Source organism: Asticcacaulis sp. P2_C5 (genome assembly GCF_056404555.1).
This window is the reverse complement of record NZ_JBFUDU010000001.1, coordinates 155,849-171,700: the sequence shown is the minus strand read 5'-3', so window position 1 is coordinate 171,700 and position 15,852 is coordinate 155,849. Positions and strand designations below refer to the sequence as shown.

Annotated in this window: 14 protein-coding genes; 7 read left to right on the top strand and 7 right to left on the bottom strand. The window is 60.5% G+C overall.

Annotated elements, in window-relative coordinates; genetic code table 11:
* Positions 1–109: 109 nt before the first annotated feature.
* The gene (locus AC1DXO_RS00625) at positions 110–1,963 is read right to left on the bottom strand and encodes an ABCB family ABC transporter ATP-binding protein/permease (protein WP_476976141.1); all 1,854 of its coding nucleotides are present in this window, start codon (positions 1,961–1,963) and stop codon (positions 110–112) included.
* A gap of 92 nt (positions 1,964–2,055) precedes the next feature.
* Positions 2,056–2,718, bottom strand: coding sequence for a DsbA family oxidoreductase (locus tag AC1DXO_RS00620; protein ID WP_476976140.1), 663 nt, complete (start codon positions 2,716–2,718; stop codon positions 2,056–2,058).
* A gap of 91 nt (positions 2,719–2,809) precedes the next feature.
* On the opposite strand from AC1DXO_RS00620, the gene AC1DXO_RS00615 reads away from it, so the two are divergent.
* Positions 2,810–3,613, top strand: a complete 804-nt coding sequence (locus AC1DXO_RS00615) for a GDSL-type esterase/lipase family protein (protein ID WP_476976139.1) — start codon at positions 2,810–2,812, stop codon at positions 3,611–3,613.
* Between the two features lie 347 nt (positions 3,614–3,960).
* Here the strand turns inward: AC1DXO_RS00615 and AC1DXO_RS00610 are convergent, their stop codons facing one another.
* The 4 genes from AC1DXO_RS00610 to AC1DXO_RS00595 form a co-directional block, all read right to left on the bottom strand.
* Entirely contained in the window at positions 3,961–5,850 is a 1,890-nt protein-coding gene (locus AC1DXO_RS00610) for a sodium:solute symporter family protein (RefSeq protein WP_476976138.1), read from the bottom strand.
* A 59-nt stretch (positions 5,851–5,909) separates the two neighbouring features.
* A complete protein-coding gene (locus tag AC1DXO_RS00605) occupies positions 5,910–7,115 on the bottom strand; it encodes an AGE family epimerase/isomerase (protein WP_476976137.1) in 1,206 nt (401 codons plus the stop codon).
* Positions 7,112–8,320, bottom strand: a complete 1,209-nt coding sequence (locus AC1DXO_RS00600) for a glycoside hydrolase family 130 protein (RefSeq protein ID WP_476976136.1) — start codon at positions 8,318–8,320, stop codon at positions 7,112–7,114. The genes AC1DXO_RS00605 and AC1DXO_RS00600 overlap by 4 nt, the downstream gene beginning before the upstream one ends.
* Positions 8,321–8,432: 112 nt before the next feature.
* Entirely contained in the window at positions 8,433–9,101 is a 669-nt protein-coding gene (locus tag AC1DXO_RS00595; RefSeq protein ID WP_476976135.1) for a DNA-3-methyladenine glycosylase I, read from the bottom strand.
* 117 nt (positions 9,102–9,218) lie between these two features.
* On the opposite strand from AC1DXO_RS00595, the gene AC1DXO_RS00590 reads away from it, so the two are divergent.
* The 5 genes from AC1DXO_RS00590 (at position 9,219) to AC1DXO_RS00570 (ending at position 13,501) form a co-directional block, all read left to right on the top strand.
* Entirely contained in the window at positions 9,219–9,623 is a 405-nt protein-coding gene (locus AC1DXO_RS00590) for a MerC domain-containing protein (protein WP_476976134.1), read from the top strand.
* A gap of 54 nt (positions 9,624–9,677) precedes the next feature.
* Positions 9,678–10,769, top strand: coding sequence for a hypothetical protein (locus AC1DXO_RS00585; RefSeq protein ID WP_476976133.1), 1,092 nt, complete (start codon positions 9,678–9,680; stop codon positions 10,767–10,769).
* A gap of 118 nt (positions 10,770–10,887) precedes the next feature.
* Positions 10,888–12,006, top strand: coding sequence for a hypothetical protein (locus AC1DXO_RS00580; RefSeq protein ID WP_476976132.1), 1,119 nt, complete (start codon positions 10,888–10,890; stop codon positions 12,004–12,006).
* Positions 12,003–13,127, top strand: coding sequence for a YcxB family protein (locus AC1DXO_RS00575; protein ID WP_476976131.1), 1,125 nt, complete (start codon positions 12,003–12,005; stop codon positions 13,125–13,127). Before AC1DXO_RS00580 ends, AC1DXO_RS00575 begins: the two co-directional genes overlap by 4 nt.
* 56 nt (positions 13,128–13,183) lie before the next feature.
* Entirely contained in the window at positions 13,184–13,501 is a 318-nt protein-coding gene (locus tag AC1DXO_RS00570) for a Dabb family protein (RefSeq protein ID WP_476976130.1), read from the top strand.
* Between the two features lie 3 nt (positions 13,502–13,504).
* On the opposite strand, the gene chrA is transcribed toward AC1DXO_RS00570, so the two are convergent.
* Positions 13,505–14,881, bottom strand: coding sequence for a chromate efflux transporter (gene chrA, locus AC1DXO_RS00565; protein WP_476976129.1), 1,377 nt, complete (start codon positions 14,879–14,881; stop codon positions 13,505–13,507).
* Positions 14,882–14,969: 88 nt separating this feature from the next.
* Here chrA and AC1DXO_RS00560 point away from each other — a divergent pair, with 88 nt between their 5' ends.
* Positions 14,970–15,839: an alpha/beta hydrolase gene (locus AC1DXO_RS00560; protein ID WP_476976128.1), complete on the top strand. Its 870-nt coding sequence runs from the start codon at positions 14,970–14,972 to the stop codon at positions 15,837–15,839.
* The last annotated feature ends 13 nt before the right edge of the window (positions 15,840–15,852 follow it).

The following is a 15,852-nucleotide window of genomic DNA, read 5'->3' as shown; positions in this document are numbered from 1 at the left end:
ACTCAAAGCGCCGGAGGCGCATATACGGTGCCCCACGGCCCTGCGTCAGTGGTAAGCCTAATGAAATTCGCGTTTATTCGCGTTCATTCGCGGTTCCAAAACCCTTTTCTTACTCAACTTCCGCCACCACCTTGGCCAGGGTTTCGCGGGCGGCGTCGGCCGCGCGCTGGCGTTCCCACATCGAATGGTACAGGCCATTCAGGGCCATGAGCTGATGATGCTTACCCCGTTCGGCGACGACACCGTCCTTGAGCACCAGGATCTCGTCGGCGCCGACCACGGTGGACAGGCGGTGGGCGATAACAAGGGTCGTGCGGTTCTTCGACACGTCATCCAGCGAGGCCTGGATCTCGCGTTCGGTATGGGTATCGAGCGCCGAGGTGGCTTCGTCGAGGATCAGGATCGGTGGTGATTTCAGCAGGGTGCGGGCAATGGCCACGCGCTGCTTCTCACCGCCCGACAGCTTCAGGCCGCGCTCGCCGACCTCGGTATTGAAACCCTTGGGCAGGGTCGAGATGAAGTGCGCGATCTGGGCGCGTTCCGCCGCATCCTCGACCTCACCCCCCGACGCGCCGAACTTTCCGTAGCCGATATTATAGGCAATAGTGTCGTTGAACAGCACAGTATCCTGCGGCACCATGCCGATCGCCTTGCGCAAAGACGCCTGGGTCACGCTGCGGATATCCTGGCCATCGATCTCGATACTGCCGCCCTTGACGTCGTAGAAACGGAACAACAGGCGCGACAGGGTCGACTTGCCGGCGCCCGAAGGCCCAACCACAGCGACCGTCTTGCCGGCCGGTACCTCAAACGTCACGCCTTTGAGAATCTGGCGATCGGGATCATAGGAAAAATGGACGTCGTTGAAGCGGATGGCACCGTCGCTGACCACAAGCTCGGTGGCGGCCGGGCTGTCGACCACCTCCTGCGGCTCGTCGAGCAACTTGAACATGGCTTCCATGTCGATCAGGCCGGTCGAGATTTCGCGATACAAGGTGCCGATAAAGTTGAGCGGTACGGCCAACTGCATCATGAAGGCGTTGATCATGACGAAGTGGCCGATGGTCTTGCTGCCGTTCAGGACCTCGAAGGCCGACATCACCATGACGATCGCCATGCCGATGGAGAAGATCACTGCCTGGCCGATATTGAGCCAGGCCAGGGACGTGTAGGTCTTGATGGCGGCGGCTTCGTAGCGGCCCGTGGCGCGGTTATAGCGGTCGGCTTCAAGCTGTTCGTTGCCGAAATATTTGACGGTTTCGAAGTTGAGCAGCGAATCGACGGCCTTGGACATCGAATCGGTGTCGGCCTCGTTCATGTCCTTGCGGATGCTGATCCGCCAGTTGGAGGCGATGATCGAGAACCAGACATAGACGACGACCGTGACAACAACGACCACGACATACCAGGCGGTGAACTGGTAGGCGAGGACGACCGCTGTCAGGGCGAATTCGACCACGGTCGGAATGCCGAACATCATGACCAGGCGGACAATGGTTTCGATCCCCGCCTTGCCGCGCTCGATCACGCGCGACAAGCCGCCGGTGCGGCGTTGCAGATGGAAACGCAGAGACAGGTTATGCAGGTGGCCGAAAGCGCGATTGGCCAGGCCGCGGACGGCGTGCTGGCCGGCGGCGGCGAACAGGGCGTCGCGCACATTGTTGAGGACCTGAGACACCATCCGGGCCACGCCATAGGCGATGACCAGGATAACCGGCCCCGCGGCAATCAGGCCCCAGAAAGCCACCGGTTTGTTGTCGGTCAGGGCATTGGTCGCCCACTTGTAGGTAAAGGGAATACCGACGGTCACCACCTTGCCCAGCAACATGGCGACCAGGGCCATGATGACCTGGAACTTCAGGTCGGCGCGTGTCGAAGGCCACAGATACGGTTTCAGAAAGTTGACGGTTTCGCTAAACTTTGCCTTGGGCTTGGGAAGGGGTGCCTGCGCATTATTACTCAAATTGGGGCTCATCAAATCGGGCTTTCGGGCAAATACGTCTTTTTCCGGTCCTATATAGGTCCGGTTTCCACGTAGCGCCAACGCTCATCCGATTATTTTTGTGCCGGTTCGCAATAATCTGGACCGCAGACAGGCGCGTCTGCCGCCGCCACGAAGCGCAAGGCTTCCGCGAAAGCCGAGACTGGCTGCGCACCCGAGACGGCGATGCGGTTATCGACGATGAAAAAGGGCACACCGCGCACATCATAGGCCTGGGCCTGGCGCTGGTCAGCCTCGATCCTCGCCGTCAGTTCCACGGAGTCAAACGCCGCCGTCATGTCGTCGCGCTGGAGCCCAACCGACTGCCCCTGCTCAAGCAGTACATCACGGTCGAACACATTGCGGCCTTCGCTGAAATAGGCGCGATAAAGGCGGTCCAGCAGGGCCGACTGGACACCCTTGTCGCCCGCCAGGGCCAGCAACCTGTGAGAATCCGTCGTATCACCGCATAGCGTACCCGTAAGGTGAAACGCCAGTCCCGCCTTCGCAGCCGTCGCCTCGACATTGCGCAGCGATGCGGCAGCCTGGTCCGGATCCTGGCCGTAGCGCCGTGCGAACATCTGCTCGACCGGATAGGGCGCATCGCCAGGCATCAGGCGAAAGGCGTGATGGACAATATCGGCCGTCACCCCGGCGTCGCGCATGGCGGTTTCCAGGTTGGCCTTGCCGATATAGCAAAACGGACAGATGACGTCGGACCAGATCTCAATGCGCATGATCTGTATGTAATCCAGTTACGGTTGGAATCAAGAGACGACGGAGTTGAGCGTCCGGTGCGTTTATGTAGGACATTTGTAGCGAGGCCGCATGACCATCCGCACCGTATGGCTTTCCATTCTGATCTGGGCTGCAGCCGGCGCCTGTGCCGCCCAGCCGCTGAAACCGATCCGCGTCATTCTCGTCGGCGATTCGACCATGACCGACCGTTCGGGCTACGGCGCCGGCTTCTGCGCCCGCTTCCGCTCGGAGGTGACCTGCATCAACGCGGCGCGCGGCGGCCGCAGCTCCAAAAGCTATCGCGTCGAAGGCCTGTGGAACGGCGTCATGACCCAGCTGCGCGACGGGGCCGCGTTCGAACGCACCTATGTGTGGATCGGCTTCGGCCACAATGACGGCTCATCCAAGGCCGAGCGCCACACCGATCTGGCTACCGAATTCCCCGTCAATATGCGTCAGTACGGCCTCGATATCCGCAACGTTGGCGCCATTCCGGTCATGGTAACACCGCTGACCCAGCGCTGGTTCCGCAATGGGCGGCTGAATGACGACCTGCGCCCGTGGGCCGAAGCGATTCGCGTCGTCGCGGCCGACAAGGGCTTTGCCTGTGTCGATATCTACGACGCGACCCGGCAGGCGATCCAGGCCATGGGACCGGTCGCCGCCAACCGGCTGGCGGGCAGCCCCATCCCGCAGAATATCCTCGATAGCGAAGCCTCTGGGACATCGGTGCCTGCCGTGTTCAGCGACGCCTCGCAGGGCACCACAGCCGACCACCAGGGCTTCGACTACACGCATCTCGGACCCGATGGCTCGGCCTATATCGGCAAGCTGGCTGTCGACCTCTGGGCATCACAGGACGCGGAAATCCGGCCGTATGTGAAGGCGGAATAATGCCAGAGGTTTGGGATATGTGCCAATCAGCTACGTGGCTAACGATAAAACACAGGCTTGGGGTGACTTATCCCCCCTCCTCCCTGTCGAGCGAAGCGACGATGGGGAGCGGGGCGCCCCGTGGCGTGGCGCGAAGCGCCGGAGGGGTCACCTGATTGACCTGTCGGCTTTTCACGTGTTCGGGACATGCCCACAATATCTCAAGCGGCTGGGCAAGCTTGAAGCACAGAAATACCCCTCCGCCGCCGTTGGCGGCACCTCCCCATTTTCGCTGCGCTCAAACAGGGAGGAGGGAGAAATCTTGTCAAGGCCTCAGCACGGACATGCATTCGTACGGCCTTGTCTCCTTATGCCGGCTCATCCCGCAAGCGATCCCAAAGCGTGAACTTCATGATCACCGTACAAACCAGGGCCAGCCCGGCGGCGATGTAGAATTTCGGCATCTGGTGGATAACCAGGAAGATGGCCGATGCCGTCAGGGCCGTCTGCCAGGTGATGCCGATCGCCACATTGAACATGTCGATGCCGAAATCGCGGTTGGGCTTGGCATCCGGCTCTTCCTGGCGCAGCGCCGTCAGGACCGGTCCCCACAGACCCCACGGCCGGGTCTTTTTATAGAAGACCTTCAGCGTTTCCATGTCGGTCGCCGGCGCCATGTAGGAAACGCCGATCGCCACCACCATGCAGGCGACAAACAGAAACGGAAAGGCCTGCAACGGATCGATCTGGAAGCCGGTGATCGACGCCGGCACCGCCATCAGGCCGGCAGCGATAACGCCCAGCCCCATGCTGGCGGCATAGCCGGCGCCGTTGAAGCGCCACCAGTACCATTTGACGACATTGGCGACCGTATAGCCGCCATAGAGGCCGGTGGCGATCCAGCTGACGATGTCGTTGATCGAGGTCAGTTGCCAGCCGATCGCCGCCGACACGGCCGCAAACAGAAAGGACACCAGGTAGCTCAGCCGGACATAGGTCTTCTGGTCGGCATCGGGATTGATATATTTCTTGTAGATGTCGTTGACGACATAGGCCGGCGCGGCGTTGAGCGAGGCCGAATAGGTCGCCATAAAGGCCGACAACATACCGGCCAGGGTCAGGCCCAGCAGGCCCGGCGGCAGGAAGTTGTGCACCACCCACGGCAGGATGGCGTCGAAATCGCCACTGAACGGTTTGCCGGCCGCAGCTGCCGCATCCTGCATGCGCGTCCATTCCGGGCCGATAAAGACCAGGGCCAGGACCGCCATGCCGGCAATCATCAGGTAACGCGGGAACAACAGGACGATATTGACGAAGCCCGACACCTTGGCGGCTTCGGTCGGCGACTTGGCCGACAAAAGGCGCTGCATGTCGTAGTTCGGCACCGGCCCCGACAGGGACTTCAGAATGCCCTGGAAGGCCATCAGGCCAATAAAGATGGTAAAGTAAGAATGGCCCTCCGCTGCGATAGTGTTGGTCGCGGAGGTGGCGATGACCTTGTCCGCCGGCTTGGCCGCCGCCGCCACGGCATTCCAGTCGAGATCGAGCTTCCAGCCGAACAGGATATCGTACCAGCCGTGCGGCACCGCCGCCTTCAGCATGTCGGGCGACACCTTGTTCATGGCGATGACGGCGATGGCGATACAGACCACCAGCTTGATGAAGAACTGCAGCACCTCGGTCATCACCACCGAATACATCCCGCCCTTGACCGAATAAAGCGTGGTCAGGGCCACGACGATCAGACCGTAGATCTTGTCGTTAAGCAGCGGGTCGGCAACGAAATGCCACGGGCTGAACTCGGCCGCCAGCTTTCCGATGCCCAAGAACCCGAAGGCCAGCATGCCTATGACATTGATCAGGGCGAAGACGACATTGATCATGTGCGAGGCGCGCGCCCCGGCCCCATCGCCGAAGCGGAAGGTAATCCACTCGGCGCCGGTCAGCTTGCCCGACCGGCGCAGCCAGATGGCGAGAAAGGCCATCAGGAAAATCTGGTTAAACACCGGCCACAGCCAGGGAATGAAGACGGATTTCAGGCCATAGACGACCAGCAGGCCTACCATCCACATGGTGCCGGCGACGTCAAACATGCCCGAGGCGTTGGACAGGCCCAGTATCCACCACGGCAGCTTGTTGCCCGCCAGGAAGTAGGAGGACAGGCTGCCGGACGACAGCTTGGACACCCAGAATCCCAGACCGATGGTCAGCAGGACATAGCCTCCGACAATCGCGAAATCGATCGGTTGCAGGTTCATGTTTCCCTCCCCTTGTGCTTTTTACGGGGTTATTATGCGCGGAATATCCGCTTTATTCGCTACAGTCTCACACGTTTCAGCCGATGGTCCAGTTCAATCATGGCGCGGCCGTTGTGGTACGGGCACTTCCACATACCGGCCTTGTACTTCGGCTCGCGCCCGGCATTGGCGGCGTACCATGTCCATTCGTCGCGACCCGCGGCGCCGAACTCCGCCTTCACATAATCCCACAACTGCGCCGTCGCCTCGAGGAAACGGCCGTCACCACCCATTTGCCAGGCATTGACGAAACCGACCAGGCCCTCGGCCTGGCCCCACCACTCACCCGCCGTATCCAGGGCGCCACGGAAATGTCGCTCATAGGCAATTCCGCCGTCACCTTGAATACCGTCGCGCAGGACTTCGCCCGCCAGGTCGAGGGTCAGCGGACGGACCCGCGTCAACAGGTCAGGCTCGTTCAGCACCTCGGCAGCCTCCCAGATCAGCCAACTGGCCTCGATATCGTGGCCATAGGACACCGAGGCGGTGCGGTCGGTCCAGTCCATGTCGTAATATAGCTTCAGATTATGCGTCTTGTGGTCGATGAAGCGTTCGATGAAGATGTCGAGCGCGCGATACAGTGCGGCGTGGCTGACGTCGTCGGGCGCGGCGCGATGCAGATTGGTGTAGGCTTCCAGAATGTGAAGGTGGGTGTTCATCGTCTTGGGGCAGTCGGCGTCCTTGTCCGACAGGCGCTGATCACCGGCATCGTACCAGAAGGCGCTCATCGCCTCGATATAGCCGCCGCTGCCGGGATCCCAGAAGCGTTCTTCGATCTCGCGCTGGATCTGGCGGGCGATCTCGAGACAGGCCTTGTCCTGGGTGGCGCGGTAATATTCGCTGAAGGCATAGATGGCGAAGGCCTGGGCATAGCCCTGTTTCTTGGCGTCGATGACCTGGCCCCTGTGGTCGAGCAGCCAGTAGATACCGCCGTGATCGGGATCGAGGAAATGGCTGCGGATATAGTTGGCGGCGCGGTGCGCCAGCAGCAGGGCCTCATCGGAATCGAGATAGGTCGCCATGGCGCTGAAAAACCACAGCAGACGTGTATTGAGGATCGAGCTTTTGGGCGCGTCCTTGACCGGCTGGCCCTGGGCGTCGACCTCACCCCAGAAACCACCATGGAGGTCGTCAGGCGCCTTCAACGCCCACCAGCGCAGCAGATTTTTCGCCTCCTGCCGGGCTTCATGGCGCAGGGTCTTCGGAAAGTCGGTCGGCGAAATCATGCCTCTACCGTCTTTTGGGCGGCCAGCCAGGCCTCATTGCCGGCGATCAGGTCGAGGCGTTGCTGGACGCAGGCCGCCGAGGTCAGCGGATCGGACGGTGTGTTCTTGCAATAGTCGAGCAGGCGGGCGATCGACGAATTGGCAACGTGCAGGCGCGTATCGGACGAGGCGTAATAGATGAAGACTTCGTCCTTGTCGTTGACGATCCAGCCATTGGTAAAGGCGACATTGGACACGTCGCCGACCCTTTCCTCACCCTGCGGCGCGATGAAATGGCCGCCCGGCGCGTAGATGACCTTCCACGGTTCATCGAGCGCTGTCATGAACATGTACAGGGTGTAGCGCAGGCCCGCGGCGGTGTTGCGTACGCCGTGCGCCAGGTGCAGCCAGCCTTCCGGCGTCTTGATCGGCGCCGGGCCCTGGCCGTTCTTCACTTCCTTGATGGTGTGATAGACCTTGGTATCGACAATGACCTCGCTGTCGATCACTGCCCTTGTAATGTCATCGCACAGGCCCCAGCCGATGCCGCCACCACCGCCGACCGAGATGAAACCATCCTGCGGCCGGGTGTAGAGGGCGTATTTACCATCCACGAACTCCGGATGAACCACCACATTGCGTTGCTGGCCTGAGCGCGTGATCAGGTCGGGCAGGCGCTCCCAGGTGATGAGGTCTTTGGTGCGCGCGATGCCGCACTGCGCCGTCGCCGCCGAGGTGTCGTTGGGCAGGCTCAGATCCTTGCGCTCGGTGCAGAACAGGCCGTAGATCCAGCCATCCTCGTGCTGTGTAAGGCGCATATCATAGACATTGGTGTCGGGGTCTTCGGTCTGCGGCATGACCACAGGTTTTGGCCAGAAGCGGAAATTGTCGACGCCGTTCGGGCTTTCGGCGATGGCGAAAAACGACTTGCGGTCATCGCCCTCGACGCGAACCATGACCAGATACTTGGAGTCTCCGTCTTTTGGCCACAATATCGCCCCGGCATTGAACGTGGCGTTGACACCCAGTCGTTCCTGCATGAAGGGATTGGTCACGGGATTGAAGTCGTAGCGCCATTCGAGCGGCGCATGGGCGGCCGTCACGACCGGGTTTTGCCAGCGATGATAGATGCCATTGCCGGTGGGCGCCGGGATATTGGCCTGCGTGATCAAGGCTTCGTGCTCGGCGCGCAGTCTGGCCAGACGCTGTTCGGCGTAGGTGGTCATAGGTCTCTTCCCACAGGATTTTTGGCCCGGTTGTCCAGCGAGCCCAGGTGTTATCGAGAATAAGTAAAATTGATTTATTAAATGAGCAAGCCCAATCTTGATGTTAGCGACCTCACGGAACCGAATAGGCGAGAATCTGGCTCATCTGGGTCAGCCCACGCCCACTTTGGGCGTGCCAGGCGTTGATCGCCGACTGAACGGCGGCCAGGTCCTTCTTCGACTTCGGCTCGCCGGAGACGACGCCCGCCGCGACCAGCCCCTTGATCACCGAGGTGGTCAGGATCAGCGCGTCACGGCCAATGCGGCGCATGGCCCTCTGGCCCGTCATGCCGCCCAGGTGCGAGCCGCGCGTCTTCAGTTCGGCGCACAGCTCCATATAGCCTTCGATCGGCCACGATGCGAACCAGGCACCGGCCGAGCCGTGGCTTTCAGCGACATCGGACAGGAACTTGGCATTGCCGGCAACCGACTGGATCTTGCGGCCGTTGGGAATAAGGCCCGGCGCGTTCAACAGGTCGGACAGGTCGTCGTCCGACATGAACAGCCAGCGCGTGACGTTAAAGCCGTCGAACGCCGCCTCGAACTGCGGCCAGCGCTTGTCGATCAGGTCCCAGCTGAAACCGGCCTGGAAGATACAGCGCGTCATCTCCGCCAGCCAGCGATCTTCCGGGACGGCAGCGACCTCGGCCGTCGACAAAGGCTTGAACAGCGCGGCCTCCAGCGCCTCGGGACCGCCCCGGCGCTCAGCCGCGCGCGCTTCGATGTCGTTGAATGTGATCATGCGCCCTGCCCCGTTTGATGAATTTTAACCCATACGCCTTGCAAAAAGTTATGATATAACATATTTGCATTTCACGCGACCGGCGATCCACACCGGGACTTCTGCAAGGCACACCCAATGGCCGAAACTCGCAAGGCAAAATGGCTGGACGTCGCTTCCATGACCCTGTCGGGTCTGTGCGTCGTGCACTGCCTGGCCCTGCCGCTGCTGGTCGCCGCCCTGCCTTTCCTCGGCATCTTCTCGCAGAATGACATTGTGCACAAGGTGCTGGTGCTGATCGCCGTGCCACTCAGCGGGCTGGCCCTGTGGCAGTCGAAGGGCTGGCGCAAGGTCGAGGTCAGCGGCCTGATGGGGGCCGGCCTTCTTCTGTTGGCCCTGGCGGCCTTTATCCATAGCCTTGACAATATTGAAGCCCTGTTGAGCGTCCTGGGTGCCCTGATGGTCGCGGGAGCCCACGGTCTCAACTATGCCGGCCTGCGTCTGCTGCACCGCCATACATCGGACTGCGCCTGCGACGCCTGAAGCCGCTTGTCACGCCGCTCCGCTTCTGGCTTATGGAGCCAAAAGGGGAGCGGCATGGACGATTCCGATATCCAGACACACGTCTACAAACTGACCGCCTGGCACGGCATCAATTATCAACTGCGGGGCTACTTCCGCGGCATGACCCATTGGCCCGTCTGTCTCTTCTGGCTCCCCTTGTTTCTAGGCGGCCCCATCTGGCTTGGTGTCACATTCCAGAATTTTGTCGTCTTCCTAACCTTTTTACCGATCATGTTTACGACATGGGTAGTACTCGTCCCGGCGCTGACGATGGTCAATATTTTGTTGGGATTTCATAAAACCCAGACACCTCTTGGACAGTGGCAGACAACGTTGACGGCGGACGAGGTGGTTACCTTGAGCGAAGGAGTCGAAAATCGCCGCGCCTGGAAGACCTTCCGCTTCGTTTGCCGAGCCGGCAAGGACCTGCATCTGGTGGGAAAATTCAGCACAGGGCTTGTCATTCCACAAGAGGCCTTCACCGACGGGGCAATGCAGGAAGCCTTCATCCGCAAGGCCGAACAGCATATCAAAGACACCCAACACAAACCGCAGATCATACACTATGTCCATTCGAAAGAACCTGTAGGCAATGAAGGACTGTCCACGCCACCTTTCAACCTGAACCTGGGTTTCTTTGTTGCCTACAAGCTTCCTCTTGCCTACCAGGTCTGGCTCCGCCCTGTTCCTCTGATGATAGTTGTAACGGCTTTCGCGGGATTTCCTCTGTGGATTGCTCGCAAACAGATAATCGCCGGCGATTGGCTGTCGCCGCTCACCGGGGTGTTGGCGCTCCTCGGCGCTGTCTTGCTATTGTTTCCTGCAGCTTCCATCGTCATGCATTGGTTCCTGTTTCGCAAGATGATCGCCGCGCAACAGGTCGTCACAATCAACGAAACCGGTGTCGCCGTGGTAGGGCCACGGCACGACCTTCGTTTCGCCTGGGATGATATCAGCAACATTGTTCGCCGCGGACCCAGCCTGAGTTTTTGCAACAGTGCACACGGCAATGTCGTGGTCGATCGAACAGCGTTCGTAAGCAAGGCAGACGCCGACGCCTTCGAAGCCCGTGCACTCGCCCTGTGGCGGGCGGTTGGGACATCAACTGCGGTGCCGCCAACCTGAACAGTGCCGGTCGGCGCCTGCTGCGCCGCCATACATCGGACTGCGCCTGCGACGCCTGAGTGTTGCCACTTGCGGCTCTTACCGGCATGACTTATGAATCAGGCGCGGGGGGATTTGCATGACCGATATCGTTACCAAGCCTTTCAACGTAACCTTGAATGACTATAACGGTCTGTTCATTACGGCCAGTTTCAGGGCCCTGTTCAGCCTTCCGGTTGGATTGGTGTATTTGTATCAACTCCTGTTTTGGCCGTTCATGTTCGTGAACTATGACGTCAACGCCGAATCCTGGCCGAAATTTGCCGCAGGGGTGGCCGTCATGGCGGTTTTATGGCTGGTGGTCATACCGTTTTTCAGCATCCTTGTGGCGCGCAACGGTCTTAAAAAAGCGCAAAATACCACAGGTACACGCACGGCACGGTTGACAGACGATTTTCTGGCCTTAGACGGCGACGGTTTCACTAACCGGATGGTTTGGAAGACCTTCCGTTATGCGACATGTAACCGCCAGGCCATCTATTTCGTGACACGGCTGAATGCCGGCTATATCGTTCTCAACTCAGCCTTCGAGTCGCCGGACCAACGCGCGCAATTTCTAAAGACCGCGCAACAGTTTATTCGTGCAGCGAAAGCTAAGCCTGCGGTCATATTGGGCGATGACGGTGCCCCCACCTACGACGAAGCAACTGCCCTCGTCTCGCAGCCGTTTTCACTCAATATCTGGCGCTCTGTAGCCACCTATACCCACAACCTCTACCAGATGTTTCTCAGCCCCCTGACGGCTTTGGCCACGATCGTTTTTCTGGGAGCGGTATTTGCCTTGATGAGATACCAACACGATGACCTGCGCCTCGAGTCACCCGCCGACTGGCTGTCCGTCGTTTGGCAGCCCGTGACATTCTATGTGTTCTTTTGCTTCGTTTTTGTACCCTTGCTGACGCCGTTGACCTGGCTGATTCACCGCAACAGTCCTCACTTCAAGGGCAAGCGCCGCGTCGCCATAGACGGACAGCGCATCTGCATCCTCGCTCAGTCCAACACCTTCAGCGTCGAGTGGCAAGATATTGAAAAAGTGACCCGGCGGTTCGGCTATATCCTGATCTTCCCCAAGCCACGCGGCACCCTGATTGTCCCCATCTCCGCCTTTGCCGACAAAGCATCCGCCCAGGCCTTTTATGATCAGGCGCGGGCGTGGTGGCGGGCCAGCCGCCAAGACAAGACGAGCGCCTCCCAATGACTGATATCGTCACACGCCCGTACCGTTTGACCTTCCACGACCACGCAAGCTTCACCCTGGTCACCTACTACAGGCGAGTCTTCGCGTCCGTCTATGTCGTGTTCTACGCCGCCATGATACTCTTGCTACCAGCTCTACTGCTGCTGACTGACAAGACGCCGCACCGTTATGTGAACATGGCCCAGTTCATCGCTTTGAACTGTGTCGTGTGGCTGGTCCTGATACCGAGCCTTAGCCTGTACAGCCTGTGGCGGCAGTTTCAATCCAATAAAGCTCTGAAGTCTGAGAGCGTCGTCACATTGAGCGACCTGGGTGTAGACATCACCGGGCGGGCCACGCAAACACGACTGACCTGGCAGAACTTTTCCAGGCTGAGCCAGAACCGCGACAAGCTGTTTCTGTATCTTGCAAAAGCGTCGGCGATTATCATTCCCAAAGCCGCCTTCGCGTCACCCGAAGATCGGGCGCAATTTACGGCGCGTGCCACGGCGCTGATCAAGGCAGCCCGTCATCCCCAGGCCAATGTCTTCGAAGCGCCGCCGCAAACCATCGATCTGCCGTCTGATTGGCGGACGCAGCCCTTTGCCTACACCTTTCCCCTGCACTTTTCTTTTTACCTCAGACTGTTCTACCGCAGCCTGTTCAGGCCCGTGACCTTGCTGACCATTGTGATCTTCGGCAGCATTGTGCCACTTTGGATAAATCGTCAGCGCATCGAGCTCGGCGATTGGCGCGGCATCGGCTTCGACGCCGTTGTGTTTGTACCGTTCATCGCCGTCACGCTGCTGCTGATGCCGGTGATCCTGGCGCTCTGGTCATGGATGACCCTGCGCACATCGCCGCGTATCAAGGGTCTGCGCAGCGCGGCCCTGACACCGGACCGAATCGTATGTGTCGGCCCGTCATATCATGTGGAAATCCTTCTCGCGGACCTGCGTGCTGTTCAGAAATCGGGCGGCGTTCTGTTGTTCTACACCCGCCCCAACTGCGCCATCGCCATTCCACTGTCGGCCTTTACCGATAAGACGTCCGCCATGGCCTTTTACGAACAGGCCGTGACTTGGTGGCGAGTGGCCAAAAGCGCGCCTGCGTCAAATTCGTCACTTGACGCCAAGGGCTGAGGCTTTAAGGGAACGACTGGTTTCATAGTCAACGCATAGTCAACGCATAGTCCCGCATGATCCGCCACATCGTTATGTTCAGTTGCAAGGATCCTGCCGATCGCGACACCATCTATCGTGGCCTGTCGGTGCTGACCCAGATCCCGCACGCCGCCCATCTGGAAGTCGCCTATAACGAAAAGATCGACCAGATCGCCAACGATATCGACATCATCGTCTATGGCGAATTTGCCTCCGTCGAAGACTTCCGCGCTTACAAGGCCCATCCGCTGTACCAGGAATCGATCGACCGGGTGCGCCACCTGCGCGACATCCGCGTCGCCGCCGACTACACCGTCAGCCACGCCACACGCGAGCGAGTGGAAGCTCTGTAGAGCTCAAACCCCGCCAGGCAAAAGCTGGGGCGCCAGGAACCAGATCAGCAGGCCGGTCGCTGCGCAGGCTGCGATCACCAGCATGACATTGGCCTTGAAGCGGATCAGCGCGACCGCCGCCGCCAGGGCGATCACCGCCGCAACCCAGTCGAAAACACCGCCAAACCCCTTCGGCCACAGAACGTGATAGCCAAAGAACAGCGCCAGGTTCAGGATCACGCCGACCACCGCCGCCGTAATCGCCGTCAGCGGTGCGGTGAATTTCAGATTATTGTGCGTCGTTTCAACCAGCGGCCCGCCGGCCAGGATGAAGACGAAGGACGGCAGGAAGGTGAACCAGGTAACGACGCAGGCCGCCACGGCACCGGCCAGGAACAGGTGCTCCGGTCCGAAGATCATCTTGCTGTAGCCGCCGAGAAATCCGACAAACGTCACGACCATAATCAGCGGTCCCGGCGTCGTCTCACCCAGGGCCAGGCCGTCGATCATCTGCGGCGGAGTCAACCAGCCATAGTGGACCACCGCCCCCTGATACACATAGGGCAGGACGGCATAGGCGCCACCGAAGGTCAGCAGGGCCGCCTGGGTGAAGAAGACCCCCATCTGGGCCAGCGGCTGATCCCAGCCCAGGCCGAGGCCGAGCAGGCCCAGTGGCACCGCCCACAGGATCAGCCCGACCACGACCACCCTGACCAGCCGCCACCAGCGAAACCGGGCATGATCGGGGGTCGGGGTATCGTCATCGATCAGGGCCGGGCCGAAATCCTTGTCTGCCGAGCCATGACCGCCGCCCAGGCTGAAGGTCGCCGGCGACAACTTGCCACCGATGACGCCGATCACGGCCGCGCCCAGCACGATCAGCGGAAAGGGCGCCTTTACTACGAAGATGGCGGCAAAGGCGGCCGCCGCAATGGCCCACAGGACCCAATTTTTCAGCGCCCGTCCGCCGATGCGATGCACCGCCTGGACGACGACCGCGGTCACGGCGGGCTTGATGCCATACAGCAGGCCCGCCACCTGTGGTACATGGCCATAGGCAACATAGACCCATGACAGGCCGATCAGGATGGCCAGGGACGGCAGGACGAACAGCGCCCCGGCGACAATCCCGCCCCACGTCCTGTGCATCAGCCAGCCGATATAGGTCGCCAGTTGCTGCGCCTCCGGCCCCGGCAGGACCATGCAGTAGTTGAGGGCGTGCAGAAACCGCCTTTCGGAGATCCAGCGCCGGCGTTCAACCAGTTCCTGATGCATGATCGCGATCTGCCCCGCCGGACCGCCGAAGCTGATAAAGCCGAGCTTCAGCCAGAAGGCGAAGGCGCTGGCAAAACTGACCGGCTGCGGCGCAGTGTCTTGGGGAATATCTGCCGCGTCTGTCATCGTCTCTCCGGGTCCCGTTCGCGAAATAGTGCTAACACTTTTTGGCATCCTGCCGTAGCGTCGTAATAACGAAATGACGGAGGAAATCATGCGCTTTTTCATCGCCGCCCTGCTGGCCATGGCCATGGCCGCGCCGGCTTCAGCCCAGACCACGACCCCGGACGTCATCAGCCTGTGGGTCAAGGGCCAGCCTGGCTTCGAATCGCGCCGCAACATTCCCGAACAGCATGCCGAATGGTGGTGGCGCAGCATCAACAATCCGTCCCTGACCGTCTACCGGCCCGATCCGGCGCACAATACCGGCACAGCCGTCATTGTCGTGCCGGGCGGCGGCCACCAGAACCTGGTCTTCAACGAAGAAGGCATGAAGCCAGCGCAATATCTGCAAGGCCAGGGTGTCACCGCCTTTGCCCTGAAATACGTCCTGGCCCGCGAGGCCGGTTCGCCCTATTCGATCGAAGGCGACGCCCAGGCCGACCTGCTGCGCGCCGTCCGCTGGGTCCGCGCTCATGCCGCCGACTATGGCATCGACCCCAACCGTATCGGCATCATGGGCTTTTCGGCCGGCGGCGAACTGACTTCGATGGTCGCCTTCAACACCAAGCCGGCCGATCCCAACGCCGCCGATCCGATCGACCGGATCAATGCCCGCCCCGATTTCCTGATCGAGATCTATCCCGGCCCGCTCGGCATTCCGCCTATCGTCGACCATGCCCCGCCGCCGGCCTTCCTGCTCAATGCCTTCGACGACAAGATGGCGGTCGCCGACACCGACGTCATCCAGCGCATGTATCAGGCCTTCCCGGACGTGCCGTTCGAGCGCCATATCCTGTCCGGCGACGGCCACGGCTTCAACATGGGCGACCGGTCGAAGCGCAAGGCCATCCGCGACTGGCCGGCGCGGCTGGGCGACTGGCTCAATGACATGGGTTACCTGACGACTGCCAACTTGCACTGATAGGGCGCATATT

Coding starts and splice junctions, on each gene's coding strand:
- AC1DXO_RS00585 (WP_476976133.1), top strand. CDS start 9,678: ATGGACGATTCCGATATCCAGACACACGTCTACAAACTGACCGCCTGG.
- AC1DXO_RS00575 (WP_476976131.1), top strand. CDS start 12,003: ATGACTGATATCGTCACACGCCCGTACCGTTTGACCTTCCACGACCAC.
- AC1DXO_RS00560 (WP_476976128.1), top strand. CDS start 14,970: ATGCGCTTTTTCATCGCCGCCCTGCTGGCCATGGCCATGGCCGCGCCG.
- AC1DXO_RS00605 (WP_476976137.1), bottom strand. CDS start 7,115: ATGATTTCGCCGACCGACTTTCCGAAGACCCTGCGCCATGAAGCCCGG.
- AC1DXO_RS00595 (WP_476976135.1), bottom strand. CDS start 9,101: ATGATCACATTCAACGACATCGAAGCGCGCGCGGCTGAGCGCCGGGGC.
- AC1DXO_RS00610 (WP_476976138.1), bottom strand. CDS start 5,850: ATGAACCTGCAACCGATCGATTTCGCGATTGTCGGAGGCTATGTCCTG.
- AC1DXO_RS00580 (WP_476976132.1), top strand. CDS start 10,888: ATGACCGATATCGTTACCAAGCCTTTCAACGTAACCTTGAATGACTAT.
- AC1DXO_RS00620 (WP_476976140.1), bottom strand. CDS start 2,718: ATGCGCATTGAGATCTGGTCCGACGTCATCTGTCCGTTTTGCTATATC.
- AC1DXO_RS00600 (WP_476976136.1), bottom strand. CDS start 8,320: ATGACCACCTACGCCGAACAGCGTCTGGCCAGACTGCGCGCCGAGCAC.
- AC1DXO_RS00570 (WP_476976130.1), top strand. CDS start 13,184: ATGATCCGCCACATCGTTATGTTCAGTTGCAAGGATCCTGCCGATCGC.
- AC1DXO_RS00615 (WP_476976139.1), top strand. CDS start 2,810: ATGACCATCCGCACCGTATGGCTTTCCATTCTGATCTGGGCTGCAGCC.
- AC1DXO_RS00590 (WP_476976134.1), top strand. CDS start 9,219: ATGGCCGAAACTCGCAAGGCAAAATGGCTGGACGTCGCTTCCATGACC.
- chrA (WP_476976129.1), bottom strand. CDS start 14,881: ATGACAGACGCGGCAGATATTCCCCAAGACACTGCGCCGCAGCCGGTC.